This is a genomic window from Pseudomonas sp. XWY-1 (genome assembly GCF_002953115.1).
GTDB lineage: Bacteria > Pseudomonadota > Gammaproteobacteria > Pseudomonadales > Pseudomonadaceae > Aquipseudomonas > Aquipseudomonas alloputida.
In genome coordinates this window covers 5,814,060-5,832,016 of the sequence record NZ_CP026332.1, presented here as the reverse complement: position 1 = coordinate 5,832,016, position 17,957 = coordinate 5,814,060, and the positions used below count along the sequence as shown (strand labels likewise).

Genomic DNA, 17,957 nt, shown 5'->3' with positions numbered 1-17,957 from the left:
GCAACATAATCCTACGAATTGCCAGTATATAGGGCATAACGGCCAGCGACGACCGCGCATTCACGAATATCTGTGTGGATTTTGTATCGCTTTCGGCGTAGCTCGGCAATTTGCTATCTTCGCCTGTCTCCAATCCAGAAGCCGCGCGCCAAGCGGCCTGCATGCCCTACAAAGAGAACAACGAGCGATGACTTCCGTGCCCAGCAGTATCGAGCAGCCCTCGCGGCCGCTGACCCGCAGCGACTACAAGACCCTCTCACTGTCCGCCCTGGGCGGTGCGCTGGAGTTCTACGATTTCATCATCTTCGTGTTCTTCGCCACGGTGGTGGGCAAGTTGTTCTTCCCGGCCGACATGCCCGAATGGCTGCGGCTGATGCAAACGTTCGGTATCTTCGCCGCCGGCTACCTGGCGCGGCCGCTGGGCGGCATCATCATGGCCCACTTCGGCGACTTGCTCGGGCGCAAGAAGATGTTCACCCTGAGCATCTTCATGATGGCCCTGCCGACCCTGATCATGGGCCTGCTGCCGACGTATGCGCAGATCGGCATGTGGGCCCCGATCCTGCTGTTGCTGATGCGCGTGATCCAGGGCGCGGCAATCGGCGGCGAAGTACCGGGCGCATGGGTGTTCGTCTCTGAACACGTGCCGGCTCGCAACACCGGCTATGCCTGCGGCACCCTGACCGCCGGCCTGACCGCCGGCATTCTGCTGGGCTCGCTGGTAGCGACCTTGATCAACAGCGTGTACAGCGCGGAAGAAGTGGCTGACTACGCCTGGCGTATCCCGTTCCTGCTTGGCGGTGTGTTCGGCCTGTTCTCGGTGTACCTGCGCCGCTGGCTGCACGAAACCCCGGTGTTCGCCGAAATGCAGCAACGCAAGGCACTGGCCGAGGAGTTGCCACTGCGCGCCGTGCTGCGTGACCACCGTGGTCCGATCATCCTGTCGATGCTGCTGACCTGGATGCTTTCGGCCGGCATCGTAGTGGTCATCCTGATGACCCCGGCGCTGCTGCAGAGCATCTACCACATCAGCCCGACCGACTCGCTCAAGGCCAACAGCCTGGCCATCGTGTTGCTCAGCTTCGGCTGTATTGGTGCCGGCAGCCTGGCCGACCGCTATGGTGCGGGCCGGGTGTTCGTGATCGGCAGCCTGCTTTTGCTGGCCAGCTCCTGGGGCTTCTACCACAGCCTGCCGACCCGTCCCGAGTTGCTGTTCCCGCTGTATGCCGTGACCGGCCTGTGCGTGGGCGTGATTGGCGCAGTGCCTTATGTCATGGTCAAGGCGTTCCCGGCGGTGGTGCGTTTCAGCGGGTTGTCGTTCTCGTACAACGTGGCCTACGCCATCTTTGGCGGGCTGACGCCGATGGTGGTGACCGCACTGCTGAAGGTGAGCCCGATGGCGCCTGCCTACTACGTGGCAGGCCTGTGCGCCGTTGGTCTGGCCGTGGGCCTGTACCTGCTCGCCAACAAGCGCTGATCTGCGCTACGGCTACTGGCCTCTTCGCGGCTAAAGCCGCTCCTACAGGGTTTTGCACAAGCCTCAAGGCCGACACCGAACCTGTAGGAGCGGCTTTAGCCGCGAAGAGGCCAGACCTGCTTCCAGTGATGGCCTTTCATCCAATTGTCACAATGAAGTCATATCGTATTCATGCGGCCTGCCGATACTTGGGCCCGTTCCATCCAACACCCCAATATTCCTGCTAGGAGCAAGGCATGAAACTGAAGCGTTTGATGGCGGCCCTTACCTTTGCCGCCGCTGGCGTTGCAACCGCCAACGCGGTAGCCGCTGTCGATCCTGCGATCCCGACCTACACCAAGACCACTGGTGTTTCGGGCAACCTCTCCAGCGTTGGTTCCGACACCCTCGCGAACCTCATGACTCTGTGGGCTGAGGCCTACAAGAAGGAATATCCGAACGTAAACATCCAGATCCAGGCTGCCGGCTCCTCTACCGCGCCACCCGCGCTGACCGAAGGCACCGCCAACCTCGGCCCGATGAGCCGCAAGATGAAGGACGTCGAGCTGCAAGCCTTCGAGCAGAAGTACGGCTACAAGCCGACCGCCATCCCGGTCGCCGTCGACGCCCTGGCCGTGTTCGTGCACAAGGACAACCCAATCAAGGGCCTGACCATGGCTCAGGTCGACGCCATCTTCTCCTCCACTCGCCTGTGCGGTGGCAAGGCCGACATCAAGACCTGGGGCGACGTCGGTGTGACCGGCGACCTGGCCAACAAGCCAATCCAGCTGTTCGGCCGCAACTCGGTATCGGGCACCTACGGCTACTTCAAGGAAGAAGCCCTGTGCAAAGGCGACTTCAAGCCTAACGTCAACGAACAGCCTGGCTCGGCTTCGGTCGTGCAGTCGATCAGCTCCTCGCTGAACGGCATCGGCTACTCGGGTATTGGTTACAAGACCGCCAGCGTCAAGACCGTACCCCTGGCCAAGAAAGACGGCGGTGAGTTTGTTGAAGACAACGAAGCCAACGCCCTGAATGGCACCTACCCGCTGTCGCGCTTCCTGTACGTCTACGTCAACAAGGCGCCGAACAAGCCTCTGGCCCCGCTGGAAGCCGAGTTCGTCAAGCTGGTGCTGTCGCAAGCGGGCCAGCAGGTGGTGGTGAAGGATGGCTACATCCCGCTGCCGGCCAAAGTCGTCGACAAGACCTTGGCTGACCTGGGCCTGTCGCACACCGGTAACGTTGCAAAGAAGTAAGTAATTAAGAAGAGGCCGGTGCCACTGCCCGGCCTCTTCCACGAATTTCCAGTCCGAAGCCAGGTCCCCTGTGCGGCGGGCTTTCGCGCGTCACCACTTTGTAATGTTTTTGTCACACGGGACCGCTAGGGTGTGCGCATGAATGATCTGGCCAATTCCAACATGACCCAAAACTCCCAGCCCGTGCGCATTGATTTCAATACGCCCGAGTTGCAACGCAAGCGCCGCATGCGCGCGCTCAAGGACCGCCTGACCCGCTGGTATGTGCTGGTAGGCGGGCTTGCCGTATTGGCGGCAATCACGTTGATCTTCTTCTACCTGGCTTATGTGGTGCTGCCACTGTTTCAGGGCGCCGAGCTGACCAGCAAGAAAGCCCTGGAGCCGACCTGGCTGCAGCAGGATGCCGGTAAGCCACTGATGATCGCGCTTGAAGAGCAGAATCAGGTGGGGATGCGTGTTTCGGACAAGGGCCAGGCATTGTTCTTCGATACCAAGACCGGTAACGAACTCAAGCGTGTCGAGCTACCCGTGCCGGCAGACACCCAGGTCACGTCCATCAGTACTGACCAGCCGGGCAGCGCGCTGGTGGTGCTGGGCCTGTCCAATGGCCAGGCGCTGGTTTTCCAGCACACCTACAAGATCACCTACCCGGACAACAAGAAAACCATCAGCCCTGGCATCGACTACCCGTACGGCGAGCAATCGTTCGTGCTTGACGAGCAGGGGCGTGCGCTGGACCACGTCAGCGTCAACGTCAATGGCGACACCCTGCTGCTTGCCGGCTCTACCGGTGCTCATCTGCAGGTGGTCGAGCTGACCCGCACGGAAAACATGATGACCGAAGAGGTCACCACCGAGCAGAACCGCATCGAACTGCCGCAAATGACCGAGACGGTGAAGAATATCTTCATCGACCCGCGCCAGCACTGGCTGTACGTGATCAACGGCCGTGCCACGGCCGACGTGTTCAGCCTGCGCGACAAGAGCCTCAACGGCCGTTACAAGTTGTCTGATAGCGCCGACACCGACATCACTGCCACGGCCCAGCTGGTTGGCGGCATTTCGCTGATCATCGGTGACTCCAAGGGGGGGCTGGCCCAGTGGTTCATGGCCCGCGACCCGGATGGCGAATCGCGCTTCAAGCAGATCCGTACCTTCCAGATGGGCAAGGCGCCGATCGTGCAGATCGACGCCGAAGAGCGTCGCAAGGGCTTCATCGCCCTGGATGCCGAAGGCAAACTGGGCGTGTTCCACAGCACTGCACACCGAACCCTGCTGGTAGAGCCGGCTGCCGAAGGCCCTGGCACGCTGGCCCTGTCGCCACGCGCCAACCGCATCATCATCGAAGAAGGCGGCAAGTTGTTGCCGTTGAGCCTGCGCAACCCGCACCCGGAAGTTTCGTTCAGCGCGCTGTGGGGCAAGGTGTGGTACGAGAACTACGACGAGCCGAAATACGTCTGGCAATCGACCGCGTCAAACACTGACTTCGAGCCCAAACTGAGCCTGTCGCCGCTGACCTTCGGAACCCTGAAGGCCGCGTTCTACGCCATGATCCTGGCCGCCCCGCTGGCCATTGCCGCAGCCATCTACACCGCCTACTTCATGGCCCCGCGCATGCGCCGCAAGGTCAAGCCGGTGATCGAGCTGATGGAAGCGATGCCGACGGTGATCCTCGGCTTCTTCGCCGGCCTGTTCCTGGCCCCGTACCTGGAAGGCCACCTGCCCGGTGTGTTCAGCCTGTTCCTGCTGATGCCGATCGGTATCCTGCTGGCCGGCTTCTTCTGGAGCCGGTTGCCGGAGTCGATCCGCCTGCGTGTACCGGATGGTTGGGAAGCGGCGATCCTGATTCCGGTCATCCTGTTCACTGGCTGGTTCGCCCTGACCATGAGCCCGCACCTGGAAAGCTGGTTCTTCGGCGGCGACATGCGCCTGTGGATCACCAACGATTTAGGCATCACCTACGACCAGCGCAACGCCCTGGTAGTCGGTATCGCCATGGGCTTCGCGGTCATCCCGAACATCTACTCGATTGCCGAAGATGCCGTGTTCAGTGTGCCGCGCAGTCTGACCCTGGGCTCGCTGGCACTGGGGGCGACGCCTTGGCAGACCCTGACCCGCGTGGTCATCCTCACCGCCAGCCCGGGCATCTTCTCGGCGTTGATGATCGGCATGGGCCGTGCGGTAGGCGAGACCATGATCGTGCTGATGGCTACCGGCAACACGCCGGTGATGGAGATGAACCTGTTCGAGGGCATGCGCACCCTGGCCGCCAACGTGGCTGTGGAAATGCCGGAATCGGAAGTCGGTGGCAGCCACTATCGCGTGCTGTTCCTGGCCGCCCTGGTGCTGCTGATGTTCACCTTCATCATGAACACCTTGGCCGAGCTGATTCGCCAGCGTCTGCGCAAGAAATACTCGTCGCTTTGATAGAAAGGTAGCGATCCGTGAAAAAGGATTCCCTCAAAGGCTGGTTCAAGAGCGGCGCCCCAGGCGTCTGGATGAGCGGCGGCGCGGTGGCCATGGCCGTGATCATGACCGTCGGCCTGCTGGCGGTGATCGCCGTGCGCGGCCTGGGCCACTTCTGGCCAGCCGATCTTGTCCAGGCCACCTACAAGGTGCCAGGCCAGGCCGATCACGTCGTCATTGGCGAAGTGGTGCAGAAGGAGGAAGTACCCCGTGCTCGTCTGAAGGGGGCTGGCCTGCCAGTGCCTGACCAGGGCCCGGAGTTCATGACCCGCGAGCTGATCAAGGTGGGTAACCGCGACCTCAACGGCAGCGACTTTACCTGGGTGGTCGGCGACTGGCTGGTCGACGAACAGCGCCCGGCTGACCTGATGGCCCTTGAGCGCCGCGAGTGGGGCAACTTCTATGGCTACCTGGTCAGCGTCAAGGAACAAGGCCGCGTGGTTGCTGAAGGCCCGGCTGCCTGGAACGAACTGCAGGCCCGCCTCAAGCGAGCCAACCAGCTCAACAGCGAGCTGCAGCAGCTGGAGAAAAAGGACATCGGTGCCATCAACCATGGCCTTGAGCGCCTGCGCCTGCAAGCGCGCAAGCTGGAGCTGGACGGCAAGCTGGACGCCGCCGCCCAGGCCGACATGGACGCCGACCGTGCCGAACTGAACAGCCGCTACAAGGCTATCGAAGACCGCCTGACCGGCCTGCACCAGGCTTTTTCCCGCGACAGCCTGGTGGCCCGGGATGGCAACGGCCGTGAAGTGGAAATCAACCTGAGCAAAGTAGTGCATGCCGTCCAGCCGAACGGCATGTCGGCCTTCACCAAGTTGGGCACCTACTTCGGCAAGGTCTGGGAGTTCCTCAGCGACGACCCGCGTGAAGCCAACACCGAGGGCGGTATCTTCCCGGCCATCTTCGGTACCGTGATGATGACCCTGATCATGGCCGTGATCGTTACCCCGTTCGGCGTGCTGGCTGCCGTGTACCTGCGTGAATACGCCAGGCAGGGCCCGGTCACCCGGCTTATCCGCATTGCGGTGAACAACCTGGCCGGTGTTCCTGCGATCGTCTACGGTGTGTTCGGTCTGGGCTTCTTCGTCTATGTGCTGGGCGGCTCGATCGACCGCCTGTTCTTCCCCGAAGCGTTGCCGGCGCCGACCCTGGGTACCCCGGGCCTGCTGTGGGCATCGCTGACCCTGGCATTGCTGGCGGTGCCGGTGGTGATCGTGGCCACCGAAGAAGGCCTGGCGCGAATCCCGCGCACCGTGCGTGAAGGCTCGCTGGCGTTGGGCGCAACCAAGGCCGAGACCCTGTGGAAAATCGTCCTGCCCATGGCCAGCCCGGCCATGATGACCGGCATGATCCTCGCCGTGGCCCGTGCCGCCGGCGAAGTGGCGCCGCTGATGCTGGTAGGTGTGGTGAAGCTGGCGCCGTCGCTGCCGGTGGATGGAAACTACCCGTACCTGCACCTGGACCAGAAGATCATGCACCTGGGCTTCCACATCTATGACGTCGGCTTCCAGAGCCCGAACGTCGAAGCCGCGCGGCCGCTGGTTTATGCCACTGCGCTGCTGCTGGTGCTGGTGATCGCGACCCTCAACCTCTCTGCCGTGTGGATTCGCAACCACCTGCGCGAGAAGTACAAGGCGCTGGACGGCTGACCCTGATTGCAAGCGTGCCGCCCGTAAGCCGGGCGGCCCTTTGAAACGACTTGATAGCGTATGGAGTTGACCATGCAGCAAGATTCCCACACCCATGGCATCGACATGTCTGCCCTGGGCCGCAACAAGCAGAGCCTGCGAATGGCTGAAGAAACCGTGGCCATCGAAGTGCCGGGCCTGAGCCTGTTCTATGGCGACAAGCAAGCGCTGTTCGACGTGCAGATGAACATCCCGAAGCAGCGTGTGACCGCCTTCATCGGCCCATCCGGCTGCGGCAAGTCGACCCTGCTGCGCACCTTCAACCGGATGAACGACCTGGTTGACGGTTGCCGTGTGGAAGGTGCCATCAACCTGTACGGCAACAATATCTACCGCAAGGGCGAAGACGTTGCCGAACTGCGCCGGCGTGTGGGCATGGTGTTCCAGAAGCCGAACCCGTTCCCCAAGACCATCTACGAGAACGTGGTCTACGGCCTGCGCATCCAGGGCATCAACAAGAAGCGCGTGCTCGATGAAGCCGTCGAGTGGGCGTTGAAGGGCGCGGCCTTGTGGGACGAGGTCAAGGACCGCCTGCACGAGTCGGCGCTGGGCCTGTCCGGTGGCCAGCAGCAGCGTCTGGTCATCGCCCGCACCATTGCCGTTGAGCCGGAGGTGCTGCTGCTTGACGAACCCTGCTCGGCGCTGGACCCGATCTCGACCTTGAAGGTCGAAGAACTGATCTATGAATTGAAATCCAAGTACACCATCGTCATCGTGACCCACAACATGCAGCAAGCGGCGCGTGTTTCGGATTACACCGCGTTCATGTACATGGGCAAACTGGTCGAATTCGGTGATACCGATACCCTGTTCACCAACCCGGCGAAGAAGCAGACGGAAGACTACATCACCGGTCGCTACGGCTAAGCGCCGCTCGCGAAACAGGCACCTTGGTGTCTGGCACCGGCGTTGCCGGTGTTCGCGGGTGAACCCGCTCCTACAGGGCCGCGCTACCAAAGGACAAAACGATGATCAACAAAGAAAGCCTTACCCATCACATTTCCCAGCAGTTCAACGCCGAGCTCGAAGAGGTGCGCAGCCACCTGCTGGCCATGGGCGGGCTGGTGGAAAAGCAGGTCAACGACGCGGTTACCGCGCTGATCGAAGCCGACTCTGGCCTGGCCCAGCAGGTACGCGAGGTTGACGAGCAGATCAACCAGATGGAGCGCAACATCGACGAGGAGTGCTTGCGCATCCTCGCCCGCCGCCAGCCAGCGGCCTCGGACCTGCGCCTGATCATCAGCATTTCCAAGTCGGTGATCGACCTGGAACGCATCGGTGACGAGTCGACCAAGATCGCCCGCCGCGCCATCCAGCTGTGCGAAGAGGGCGAGTCGCCGCGTGGTTATGTCGAAGTTCGCCACATTGGCGACCAGGTGCGCAACATGGTCCGGGATGCGCTGGACGCCTTTGCCCGCTTCGACGCCGACCTGGCGCTGTCGGTGGCCCAGTACGACAAGACCATCGACCGCGAATACAAGACCGCGCTGCGTGAGCTGGTGACCTACATGATGGAAGACCCGCGCTCTATCTCGCGGGTGCTGAGCGTGATCTGGGTGCTGCGCTCGCTGGAGCGTATTGGCGACCATGCGCGCAACATCTCCGAACTGGTGATCTACCTGGTGCGCGGCACCGACGTGCGCCACATGGGCCTCAAGCGCATGACGGCAGAAGTGCAGGGTACTGCTGTCGCCAACGGCGAAAAGGCTAATGTTCCGGGTGAATCTGACGATAAGTAAGGTTGCTCCCGAGCATCGACGCCCGGCCTTGGCCGGGCGTTTTCGTTTGCGGTCGAGAGCCGGCAGGCACCCGCGAACGATGTGAAGAAGTCCCGGCGTGACCAGGTTGTAGCAAGTGGCCATCATTGGCAGTAGGCTAGTCGGGATTCAAAAGGAGTATCGATGAGTAAAGTGAATGTGCTGGTCGTGGATGACGCCCCGTTTATCCGTGATCTGGTCCGCAAGTGTCTGCGTAATGCCTTCCCGGGTATGGCCATCGACGACGCTATCAACGGTCGCAAGGCCATGGCCATGCTCGGCAAGGAAGCGTTCGACCTGGTCCTGTGCGACTGGGAAATGCCGGAAATGTCTGGCTTGGAATTGCTGACCTGGTGCCGTCAGCAGCCTGCACTGAAGAACCTGCAGTTCATCATGGTGACCAGCCGTGGCGACAAGGAGAACGTCATTCAGGCGATCCAGGCGGGTGTTTCCGATTTTGTAGGCAAGCCGTTCACCAACGAGCAACTGCTGACCAAGGTAAAGAAAGCCCTGACCAAGATCGGTAAGCTCGACAGCCTGATGGCCATCGGCCCGGCGCGAGCCAACCCGGCGTTTGCCAACGACTCGTTGAACGCGCTGACTGCGGGCAAGCCCGAAGCGGTCAAGGTGGCGGCGCCGACACCGGCACCGGCCAAGCCTTTGGTCGCGGCGCCCGCACCTGCCGCCCCCGCGCCGAGCGGCCGTGGCCAGGGCCAGCTGCGCCTGGCCAGTGGCATGCAGCCATGCGTGATCAAGGCTTTGAGCCTGAAAGAGGCACTGCTGGTGGTACGCCGCAACGAAGCGCTGCCACAGGTGCTGGAAGGTGCGGTGCTGGACCTGGAGCAGGGCGAAAGTGCCGAAGTCGCTCGCCTGAACGGCTACCTGCATGCGGTGGCGGCGCTGGAGCCAAAACCTGACAGCGACTGGTTGCAGTTGACGTTCAAGTTTGTCGACCAGGATGCCCAGAAGCTCGACTACCTGTCTCGGTTGATTGCCCGCGGCACTGCGCAGAAGCACTTCACCCCCGGTGCCTGAACCCGGCCCCGCGTCATGCTTTGGGCAGGAGCAGCACACGGGTGCTCCTGCCCAAGCCCGAGTTGCCCCATCCGACCAACTGCAATACCTACCGTAAAACCCGCTGCTAGGCTTCGACAGATCATAACTGTCAAAAAGCCACTATCATGCCCGCGCGCCTGCTGCTGTTCTGTGCATTGCTCATGGCCTCGGCGTCGAGCCAGGGCGTGACGCTCTACAAGATCACTGACGATTCCGGTGTCGTCTCCTATTCCGACCGCCCTGGCCCCGGCGCCAAGCCCTTGGTGTTGCTCGAACCCATGGTCGAAACGCTCGAAGGCCAGGTACTGCTGAACGCGAAAACCTTCGACGGTGGCGTGAGCTTTTCGGCACGAAACGAGCTGCATGTGCCGGTAGAGGTAGAGTTGCGGCTGGACAACCTGGTCAACGCACAAGGCGGTGATGCCCCGCGTATCGTGCGCCGGCTGCTGCCACCGCGCACCACGCAGATGCTCAGTGTGCTCAGGGGGCGGCCCGGGCTGCTGCTGAACTACCGTTCGACCCTGCTGCAGGCCATGGGTGATCCGGGCAAACGGCCGCTAGGCTTCCGCTATGCGTTCCCGTGGATTGGCGGGCCGTTCCGCGTCACTCAGGGCCCCAATGGCCGTGTCAGTCATTTTGGGCCCCGAGGGCGCTACGCCATGGATATCGCCATGCCCGAAGGCACACCCATCATCGCGGCGCGGGAAGGGGTGGTGGTGAAGACGCAGAACAGCCAGAGCGGGCGCGGCCCCAACCCCTCGGGTAACTTTGTCAGGATTTTGCACCCGGACGGCACCATGGGCGTCTACCTTCACCTGATGCGTGGTTCGGTGGTGGTGGCGGAGGGGCAACGGGTACGGCAGGGCCAGATGCTGGCCAAGTCGGGCAATACCGGCAACAGCACTGGGCCGCACCTGCATTTTGTGGTGCAGCGCAATGTGGGGTTGGCGCTGGAGTCGATACCTTACCGCTTCGACAGGCCGATCAGCGGGCTGCCGGATTTCACTGCCGGCAACCCCTGACCGATTGGGCCATCAATCCAGCTTCAGCACCTTGGCCAGGACGATCTTGGGCCCTTTCATCTTCTTGATGATGATGCGCAGCCCTTCGACCTCCAGCACTTCCTCTTCTTCAGGCACGCGCTTGAGCGTCTCGTAGATCAACCCGGCCAGGGTTTCGGCCTCGATGTGGTCAAGGTCGATACCCAGCAGGCGCTCGACCTTGAACAGTGGGGTGTCGCCACGCACCAGCAGCTTGCCCGGCTGGTAGGCGAGAATGCCGCGCTCGGTCTTGCGGTGCTCGTCCTGGATGTCGCCTACCAGCACTTCCAGCACGTCTTCCATGGTCAGGTAGCCGATCACCTTGCCATCGGCTTCCTCGACCAGCACGAAGTGCGCGCCGCCCTTACGGAACTGCTCCAGCAACTGTGCCAGCGGCATGTGCCGCGACACGCGTTCGAGTGGCCGGGCAAGGTCCTCCAGGTCGATGGTCTCTGGCAAGTGCTCCAGCTCAGCCAGCTCCAGCAGCAGGTCCTTGATGTGCAGCAGGCCGGTGAATTCTTCGCGCTCGGCGTCGTACACCGGGTAGCGGCTGAACTTGTGGCGGCGCACCAGGCCCAGGATCTGCTTCAGAGGCGCATGGGCGTCGATGCTGATCATGTCCTCACGCGAGTTGGCCCAGTCGACCACTTCCAGCTCGCCCATTTCCACGGCCGAGGCCAGCACGCGCATGCCTTGGTCGCTTGGGTCCTGGCCACGGCTGGAGTGCAGGATCAGCTTGAGCTCTTCGCGGCTGTAGTGGTGCTCATGGTGCGGGCCAGGCTCGCCCTGGCCGGCAATGCGCAGGATGGTGTTGGCGCTGGCATTGAGCAGGTAGATGGCCGGGTACATCGCCCAGTAGAACAGGTAAAGCGGCACGGCGGTCCACAGCGACAGCAGCTCTGGCTTGCGGATAGCCCAGGACTTGGGGGCCAGCTCGCCGACCACGATGTGCAGGTACGAGATGACGAAGAAGGCGACGAAGAACGAGATCGCCTTGACCAGCTCGGCGCTGTCCACGCCGAAATAGGCCAGCAATGGTTCCAGCAGGTGGGCGAAGGCGGGCTCACCCACCCAGCCCAGGCCCAGCGAGGCGAGGGTGATGCCCAATTGGCAGGCCGACAGGTAGGCGTCGAGCTGGTTGTGAACCTTGCGCAGGATGTTGCCACGCCAGCCGTGCTTTTCGGCGATGGCCTCTACGCGTGTGGCGCGCAGTTTGACCATGGCGAACTCTGCAGCAACGAAGAAGCCGTTGAGCAGCACCAGCAGTAAGGCAAAGATGATCATGCCGAAGTCGGCGAATAGCGAGGTGAGGCTAATACCAGAGGAAGGGTCCATGATGGAGTTTTTTCGGGGTCCGTCTTTGAGATAGAGAGAAAAAAAGTGCCAGCTTTTGCTGGCACAGGGGATCCAATGTAGCGGCTGGGGCTGTAAAAGCAAAGAGCAGCGGACTCATTGCGGGCCCAGTGGCAGCCGGCATGCCCGCGAAGGGCTGCGCCGCAGCCCCAATCTCAAGCCTTTTCGTTGGCCAATTGTGCTGGCGGAAAGTGACAGGTAAAGGTGCTGCCATGCCCCGGTACACTGCTGATTTCCAGCTTGCCGCGGTGGCGCATCAGCACATGCTTGACGATTGCCAGCCCCAGCCCGGTACCGCCGGTATTCGATGCACGGCTGGAGTCTACCCGGTAGAAGCGCTCGGTCAGGCGTGGCAAGTGCTTGGCATCGATGCCCACCCCCGAGTCCTGCACCGACAGGTGTGCGCCCTGGGCATCGACCCACCAGCGGATGCGGATGTTGCCTTCGTCCTGGGTGTACTTGACCGCATTGAACACCAGATTGGAAAAGGCACTGCGCAGTTCCGACTCGCTGCCCTTCAGCTTGACGCCAGGCGCCGCTTCCAGGCTGATGCGCTGGTTGCGCGGCCCGGACAAGGCTTGGGCGTCGTTCTTGATGGCGGCGAGCAGGGCATCGACTGCCACCGGCTGGTTGTCCGATGGGTAATCGGTGGCTTCCAGTTTGGCCAGCAGCAACAAATCGTTGAGCAGGGTTTGCATGCGCGAGCCTTGCTGGCTCATCTGCTGCAGGGCGCGGCTCCACCGCGGGTTCACGTCCTCGACGTTGTCCAGCAGGGTTTCCAGGTAGCCGGTGATTACCGTCAGCGGCGTGCGCAGCTCGTGGGACACGTTGGCGACGAAGTCCTTGCGCATCTGTTCCAGCTGGTGAATGCGGGTGACATCGCGCACCAGCATCAGGTGTTCATTGTTGCCGTAGCGGGTGATGTGCAACTGCACTCGCATGCGGTCATTGATCGGCGAAGGGATTTCCAGCGGTTCGAGGTAGTTTTCTGCCTCGAAGTACTCTTTGAAGAGCGGGTGGCGCACCAGATTGGTCACTTGCTGGCCGCCGTCCTGTGGGGTCTTGAAGCCCAGCAGAGTCTCGGCGGCGCGGTTCCACCATTCCAGGTTGCCGTCGCTGTCGAGCATGATCACCGCGTCACGCAGCGCAGCGGTGGATTCCTGCACTCGGTCGATCACTGCCTGCAGGCGGCCCCGTACGCGCTGGTCGCGGCGTTGCAGGTGGTAGATGCTATCGAATACCTCGCCCCACAGGCCGTAGCCATCGGGCGGTGCTTCGTCGGGTTGGTGATTGCGCAGCCAGTCGTGCAAGCGCAGCAGTTGCTTGAGGGTCCAGCCCAGATAGAGCGCCAGGCCAATGGCCAGGCTCCAGCCGTAGTAGCCGCTGACCAGCCCGCCGATCAGGCAGACGGTAATCAGCAACAGCAGATGGCGAATCAGGGTTGCGTGCCAGTTCTGGTTCAATTGACGGTCCTTGTACAACGACGTGCAGCTTGGCGCTCGGGAACTCGATCAGCTCTTGGTCGAGAAACGGTAGCCAGTGCCCCGGACGGTTTGTACCAGATTCTCGTAAGCTTCACCCAGCGCCTTGCGCAGGCGACGGATGTGCACGTCGACGGTACGTTCCTCGACATAGACGTTGCCGCCCCACACCTGGTCCAGCAGTTGGCCGCGGGTATAGGCGCGCTCCTGGTGGGTCATGAAAAACTGCAGCAGGCGGTATTCGGTAGGGCCCATCTCGGCCGGCTTGCCGTCGATGGTCACACGGTGGCTGATCGGGTCGAGCAGCAGGCCGCCGACCTCGATCGGCGCCTCGCTGTCGCTCGGGCCGGTGCGGCGCAGCACGGCTTTCAGTCGCGCTACCAGTTCACGCGGCGAGAACGGCTTGGTGATGTAGTCGTCGGCGCCCACTTCCAGGCCCTGGATCTTGTTGTCTTCTTCACCCTTGGCGGTGAGCATGATGATCGGAATATCACCGGTCAGCTCGTCGCGCTTCAGGCGGCGGGCCAGCTCGATGCCGGAGGTGCCCGGCAGCATCCAGTCGAGCAGGATCAGGTCCGGTTTGCGGTCGACGATGATCGCGTGGGCCTGTTGGGAGTTTTCCGCTTCCAGGCAGTCATAGCCGGCCATTTCCAGGGCAACGGCGATCATCTCGCGAATGGGCGCTTCGTCGTCGACGATCAGAATGTTCCTGCCTACCATGCTCAAAACCTCTCCTGGATTCGGTGTCTTGGCCCGCATTAGATAACGGAATTATTGCAGCTGTGTGACAGGGTGTTGGCCGTTCTGGCGACATTCCGTGACTGAACTAGGCTACAGAGGGCCGCTTTGATGGCAACCCGAACTCATTTCCCCCCCGAAACAATGGTGAATCCAATGACACGACATACGCTGAGCTGGATGGCCCTTTTCACTGCGTTGGCGCTGCCGGGGGTGGCGTTGGCCCACCATGCCATGGAGAAGGATGGCATGTGGGTCGATCATGCCGGCATGACCCTGTACACCTTTGACAAGGATGCGGGTGGCAAGTCGATGTGCAATGGCGAGTGCGCCAAGAACTGGCCACCGTTGATGGTCAAGAAAGAAGACGAAGCACCGAAGGATAAATGGACCCATGTAACGCGTGACGACGGCTCGATGCAGTGGGCTTACGACGGCAAGCCGCTGTATACCTTCATCAAGGACAAGAAGGCCGGTGACATGACCGGCGACGGCATGAAAGACGTCTGGCACGTTGCCAAGCCATGAGATAGCCGGGGCCGCTCTGCGGCCCCAAACTACTCAGCGCAACGCGTAATCCAGCACAACTCCGATAAACACCAGCATCCCCGCCCAGTGGTTGTGCAGAAATGCCTTGAAGCACGATTCCCGGTCCAGCTTGCGCGTTGACCAGTATTCCCAGGCAAAGCAAGCCGCCGCACCCAGCAACCCAAGGTGGAACCAGCCACCCAGGTCGAAGCGGCTACCGGCCAGCAACAGGCAGCCCAGCGACAGCAACTGCAGGGTCAGGATGATGCTGCGATCAGCGTCGCCGAACAGGATCGCTGTGGATTTCACGCCAATCTTCAGGTCGTCATCGCGGTCGACCATGGCGTAGTAGGTGTCGTAGCCTACCGTCCACAGCAGGTTGGCGATATACAGCAGCCAGGCGCCGGCCGGCAGTTCACCGCCAGCGGCTGTGAAAGCCATGGGAATGCCCCACGAATACGCCGCCCCCAGCACCACCTGCGGGTAGTAGGTGTAGCGCTTCATGAACGGGTAGCAGAACGCCAAGGCCACCGCCCCGAACGATAGCCAGACAGTGCGGCTATTGGTGCACAGCACCAGCAGGAAACTCACCCCGACCAGAATCGCGAACAGTGTCAGCGCCTCGCGTGGCCTCACCCGGCCGCTGGCCAAGGGGCGGTCTGCTGTGCGCTTGACGTGGCCGTCAACCTTGCGGTCGGCAAAGTCGTTGATGCAGCAGCCGGCCGCGCGCATCAGCACCACACCAAGGCCGAAGATGAGCACATTGGCCAGGGTGGGTGACCCATTGCCGGCAATCCACACTGCCGACAGGGTCGGCCACAACAGCAGGTAGATGCCTATCGGCCGGTCCATGCGGCTGAGCTGGACGAAGTCCCAGGCCCGTGGGTGCAGGCGGTTGAGCGACTTGAGCAGTTGCAGGTACATCAGCGGTTTTCCTCCTTGGCCGCTTGCCACAATGCCGGCAGGAACACTTCTGCCACCAGCAGGTCCAGGCCGTTGCGCTCGAAGCGCGAGCGGCGGCCCCAAAGCGCCGCATGTGCAGCTTCGGGCGGCAGCCAGGCCTGTGGATAAGTGCACACTTCGAGTGGATGACGGATGAACGCCTGGTCGCAGAACAGCAGCTCGCCCAGCGAGCGGCTGCCCAAGGTTTCCAGGTCCAGTCCTCCGCGTTCCAGGGCGCTGCGGCTGGCCACGCTGCGGGCGAATACCCAAGGTTGGCCATGGCCGCGCAGATACACTTCGCGCACCCAGCCTTCGGCGCCGGCAGCGATGCCCAGCGCCTGGCATTCGTCATCGCGCAGCGGCTGCCAGCCCTCGAACAACGGGGTGACGGAAAAGTGATCGATGGACAGACGGGTCAGGCGGCGGGTCAGCGAGCCCTCGTCGAACAGCCAGTCAAGGGTGGGCTGGTCGATGTCGGTCGCCAGCTGTGAATACGGCAGCCACGCGACAGCGGCTGCTTGCGGGGATTCGTACGACACGTCGGTATGCTTTGTTACAGCCAGAGAGGCGGCGAGCTTAGCATGATTGCCCCAACTGCTTGCATACTGCCGGCAGGGCCGCTACAAAGCCCCCACGCATTGCGCGCTGGCCCTGTTCGCGGGCAAGCCCGCCAGGCCTGCGCGGTCACTGTAGGAGCGGGCTTGCCCGCGAAGAGGCCATCAGCAGCAACACAAGCCCCAGCCTGAACCGAGGAAATAGACCTGATGAAAAAGTGGCAATGTATTGTCTGTGGCCTGATCTACGACGAAGCCGAAGGCTGGCCCGACGACGGCATCGCCCCCGGCACCCGTTGGGAGGATGTGCCTGAAGACTGGCTGTGCCCCGACTGCGGTGTCGGCAAAAGCGACTTTGAAATGATCTCCATCGGTTAATCGAGGAAAGCACGACATGACGTCCCCTGTGGTAATCATCGGTACCGGCCTTGCGGGCTACAACCTGGCCCGTGAATTTCGCAAGCTCGATGCGCAGACGCCGCTGTTGCTGATCACCGCCGACGATGGTCGTTCGTACTCCAAGCCGATGCTTTCCATGGGCTTTGCCAAGCAGAAGGACGCCGACGGCCTGTGCATGGCCGAGGCGGGCGCCATGGCCGAGCAATTGAACGCCGAGATCCGTACCCATACCCGCATCAGCGGCATCGACCCGGGCCACAAGCGGCTGTGGATCGGCGAAGAGGCCGTGGAATACCGCGACCTGGTGCTGGCCTGGGGGGCGCAGACCGTGCAGGTGCCGATCGAGGGTGACGGCGGCAATCTGGTATTCCCGATCAACGACCTGGAAGACTACGCACGCTTCCGTGCTGCCGCCGCTGGCAAGCAGCGAGTCCTGATCCTCGGCGCCGGCCTGATCGGCTGCGAATTCGCAAACGACATGAGCCTGGGCGGCTTCAAGGTCGACGTTGTGGCACCGTGTGAACAGATCATGCCGACCCTGCTGCACCCGGCCGCTGCGGCGGCTGTGCAGGGTGGGCTGGAGGGCTTGGGTGTACGCTTCCACCTGGGGCCGGTGCTGACCCGTCTTCAGCAGGTGACTCAAGGCCTGGAGGCGCACCTGTCGGACGGCAGCGTGATCGCCTGCGACCTGGTGGTTTCGGCCATCGGCCTGCGCCCACGTACCGACCTGGCTGCCGCGGCCGGCCTGCAGACCAACCGTGGCGTAAGCGTAGACCGCGAGCTGCGTACTTCACACGCCAACATCTTTGCCCTTGGCGACTGTGCCGAAGTCGATGGCATCAACCTGCTGTACGTGATGCCGCTGATGAGCTGTGCCCGGGCGCTGGCGCAAACCCTGGCCGGCAAGCCGACGGCAGTTTCCTACGGGCCGATGCCTATCACCGTGAAAACCCCGGCCTGTCCGCTGGTGGTCTCGCCAGCGCCACAGGGCTGCGAAGGCATCTGGCAGGTAGAGGGGCAGGGCACTGACCTCAAGGTGCTCTGCCTTGATGCCGACGGCAAGCTGCTGGGCTACGCCCTGACCGGAGCGGCGGTGATGGAGAAACTGGCGCTGAATCGTCAGTTGCCACCGGTTATGGCGTAAATAGCGCGCGTTCTGTCGGATTTATCCTGTTGTTGCCTGCACAATGGCCGCCCAGATACTGGCGCGGCCCCAGAGCTCGTGCCATTCTCACTCCCGTCT

Annotated in this window: 16 protein-coding genes; 11 read left to right on the top strand and 5 right to left on the bottom strand. The window is 62.3% G+C overall.

Annotated features, from left to right (window positions below; all coding sequences use genetic code 11):
- The first annotated feature begins 187 nt into the window (after positions 1–187).
- From PRJ_RS27255 to PRJ_RS27220, 8 genes are all read left to right on the top strand, one after another.
- Positions 188–1,477 carry an MFS transporter gene (locus PRJ_RS27255; RefSeq protein WP_104962828.1) on the top strand — a complete coding sequence of 430 codons (1,290 nt, stop codon included), beginning with the start codon at positions 188–190 and terminating at the stop codon, positions 1,475–1,477.
- A gap of 236 nt (positions 1,478–1,713) precedes the next feature.
- On the top strand, positions 1,714–2,712 hold the full coding sequence (locus tag PRJ_RS27250; protein ID WP_104962827.1) for a phosphate ABC transporter substrate-binding protein PstS: 999 nt from the start codon (positions 1,714–1,716) through the stop codon (positions 2,710–2,712).
- A 138-nt stretch (positions 2,713–2,850) separates the two neighbouring features.
- Entirely contained in the window at positions 2,851–5,139 is a 2,289-nt protein-coding gene (locus PRJ_RS27245; protein ID WP_104962826.1) for an ABC transporter permease subunit, read from the top strand.
- A 71-nt stretch (positions 5,140–5,210) separates the two neighbouring features.
- Complete coding sequence (gene pstA, locus PRJ_RS27240; RefSeq protein WP_172830966.1) at positions 5,211–6,827, top strand: phosphate ABC transporter permease PstA; 1,617 nt, start codon at positions 5,211–5,213, stop codon at positions 6,825–6,827.
- Between the two features lie 72 nt (positions 6,828–6,899).
- Entirely contained in the window at positions 6,900–7,733 is an 834-nt protein-coding gene (gene pstB / locus PRJ_RS27235) for a phosphate ABC transporter ATP-binding protein PstB (RefSeq protein WP_003253327.1), read from the top strand.
- 101 nt (positions 7,734–7,834) lie between these two features.
- Positions 7,835–8,605: a phosphate signaling complex protein PhoU gene (gene phoU / locus PRJ_RS27230; protein ID WP_003253329.1), complete on the top strand. Its 771-nt coding sequence runs from the start codon at positions 7,835–7,837 to the stop codon at positions 8,603–8,605.
- Positions 8,606–8,767: 162 nt separating this feature from the next.
- Entirely contained in the window at positions 8,768–9,658 is an 891-nt protein-coding gene (locus tag PRJ_RS27225; RefSeq protein ID WP_020190120.1) for a response regulator, read from the top strand.
- Positions 9,659–9,804: 146 nt separating this feature from the next.
- Entirely contained in the window at positions 9,805–10,701 is an 897-nt protein-coding gene (locus tag PRJ_RS27220; RefSeq protein ID WP_104962825.1) for a peptidoglycan DD-metalloendopeptidase family protein, read from the top strand.
- 12 nt (positions 10,702–10,713) lie between these two features.
- Here PRJ_RS27220 and PRJ_RS27215 read toward each other — a convergent pair whose 3' ends face one another.
- From PRJ_RS27215 to phoB, 3 genes are all read right to left on the bottom strand, one after another.
- A complete protein-coding gene (locus tag PRJ_RS27215; protein ID WP_104886899.1) occupies positions 10,714–12,054 on the bottom strand; it encodes a hemolysin family protein in 1,341 nt (446 codons plus the stop codon).
- Positions 12,055–12,227: 173 nt separating this feature from the next.
- A complete protein-coding gene (gene phoR / locus PRJ_RS27210) occupies positions 12,228–13,535 on the bottom strand; it encodes a phosphate regulon sensor histidine kinase PhoR (protein WP_020190122.1) in 1,308 nt (435 codons plus the stop codon).
- A gap of 48 nt (positions 13,536–13,583) precedes the next feature.
- Positions 13,584–14,273, bottom strand: coding sequence for a phosphate regulon transcriptional regulator PhoB (phoB, locus tag PRJ_RS27205; RefSeq protein WP_003253341.1), 690 nt, complete (start codon positions 14,271–14,273; stop codon positions 13,584–13,586).
- Between the two features lie 174 nt (positions 14,274–14,447).
- Between phoB and PRJ_RS27200 the strand changes: the two genes are divergently transcribed.
- Positions 14,448–14,819 (top strand): hypothetical protein, encoded by a 372-nt coding sequence (locus tag PRJ_RS27200; RefSeq protein WP_020190123.1) that lies wholly within the window; start codon positions 14,448–14,450, stop codon positions 14,817–14,819.
- A gap of 33 nt (positions 14,820–14,852) precedes the next feature.
- Here the strand turns inward: PRJ_RS27200 and ubiA are convergent, their stop codons facing one another.
- Complete coding sequence (gene ubiA / locus PRJ_RS27195; RefSeq protein WP_004575206.1) at positions 14,853–15,743, bottom strand: 4-hydroxybenzoate octaprenyltransferase; 891 nt, start codon at positions 15,741–15,743, stop codon at positions 14,853–14,855.
- Positions 15,743–16,300: a chorismate lyase gene (locus tag PRJ_RS27190; RefSeq protein ID WP_020192143.1), complete on the bottom strand. Its 558-nt coding sequence runs from the start codon at positions 16,298–16,300 to the stop codon at positions 15,743–15,745. The genes ubiA and PRJ_RS27190 overlap by 1 nt, the downstream gene beginning before the upstream one ends.
- Before the next feature lie 225 nt (positions 16,301–16,525).
- Between PRJ_RS27190 and PRJ_RS27185 the strand changes: the two genes are divergently transcribed.
- Positions 16,526–16,693 carry a rubredoxin gene (locus PRJ_RS27185; protein ID WP_003253349.1) on the top strand — a complete coding sequence of 56 codons (168 nt, stop codon included), beginning with the start codon at positions 16,526–16,528 and terminating at the stop codon, positions 16,691–16,693.
- 16 nt (positions 16,694–16,709) lie between these two features.
- Positions 16,710–17,858: an NAD(P)/FAD-dependent oxidoreductase gene (locus PRJ_RS27180; RefSeq protein WP_104962824.1), complete on the top strand. Its 1,149-nt coding sequence runs from the start codon at positions 16,710–16,712 to the stop codon at positions 17,856–17,858.
- Positions 17,859–17,957: the final 99 nt, after the last annotated feature.

Excerpts from the sequence above, each read along its gene's own strand:
- PRJ_RS27255 (WP_104962828.1), top strand. The coding sequence starts at position 188 with ATGACTTCCGTGCCCAGCAGTATCGAGCAGCCCTCGCGGCCGCTGACC.
- PRJ_RS27250 (WP_104962827.1), top strand. The coding sequence starts at position 1,714 with ATGAAACTGAAGCGTTTGATGGCGGCCCTTACCTTTGCCGCCGCTGGC.
- PRJ_RS27245 (WP_104962826.1), top strand. The coding sequence starts at position 2,851 with ATGAATGATCTGGCCAATTCCAACATGACCCAAAACTCCCAGCCCGTG.
- pstA (WP_172830966.1), top strand. The coding sequence starts at position 5,211 with ATGAGCGGCGGCGCGGTGGCCATGGCCGTGATCATGACCGTCGGCCTG.
- pstB (WP_003253327.1), top strand. The coding sequence starts at position 6,900 with ATGCAGCAAGATTCCCACACCCATGGCATCGACATGTCTGCCCTGGGC.
- phoU (WP_003253329.1), top strand. The coding sequence starts at position 7,835 with ATGATCAACAAAGAAAGCCTTACCCATCACATTTCCCAGCAGTTCAAC.
- PRJ_RS27225 (WP_020190120.1), top strand. The coding sequence starts at position 8,768 with ATGAGTAAAGTGAATGTGCTGGTCGTGGATGACGCCCCGTTTATCCGT.
- PRJ_RS27220 (WP_104962825.1), top strand. The coding sequence starts at position 9,805 with ATGCCCGCGCGCCTGCTGCTGTTCTGTGCATTGCTCATGGCCTCGGCG.
- PRJ_RS27215 (WP_104886899.1), bottom strand. The coding sequence starts at position 12,054 with ATGGACCCTTCCTCTGGTATTAGCCTCACCTCGCTATTCGCCGACTTC.
- phoB (WP_003253341.1), bottom strand. The coding sequence starts at position 14,273 with ATGGTAGGCAGGAACATTCTGATCGTCGACGACGAAGCGCCCATTCGC.
- PRJ_RS27200 (WP_020190123.1), top strand. The coding sequence starts at position 14,448 with ATGACACGACATACGCTGAGCTGGATGGCCCTTTTCACTGCGTTGGCG.
- ubiA (WP_004575206.1), bottom strand. The coding sequence starts at position 15,743 with ATGTACCTGCAACTGCTCAAGTCGCTCAACCGCCTGCACCCACGGGCC.
- PRJ_RS27185 (WP_003253349.1), top strand. The coding sequence starts at position 16,526 with ATGAAAAAGTGGCAATGTATTGTCTGTGGCCTGATCTACGACGAAGCC.
- PRJ_RS27180 (WP_104962824.1), top strand. The coding sequence starts at position 16,710 with ATGACGTCCCCTGTGGTAATCATCGGTACCGGCCTTGCGGGCTACAAC.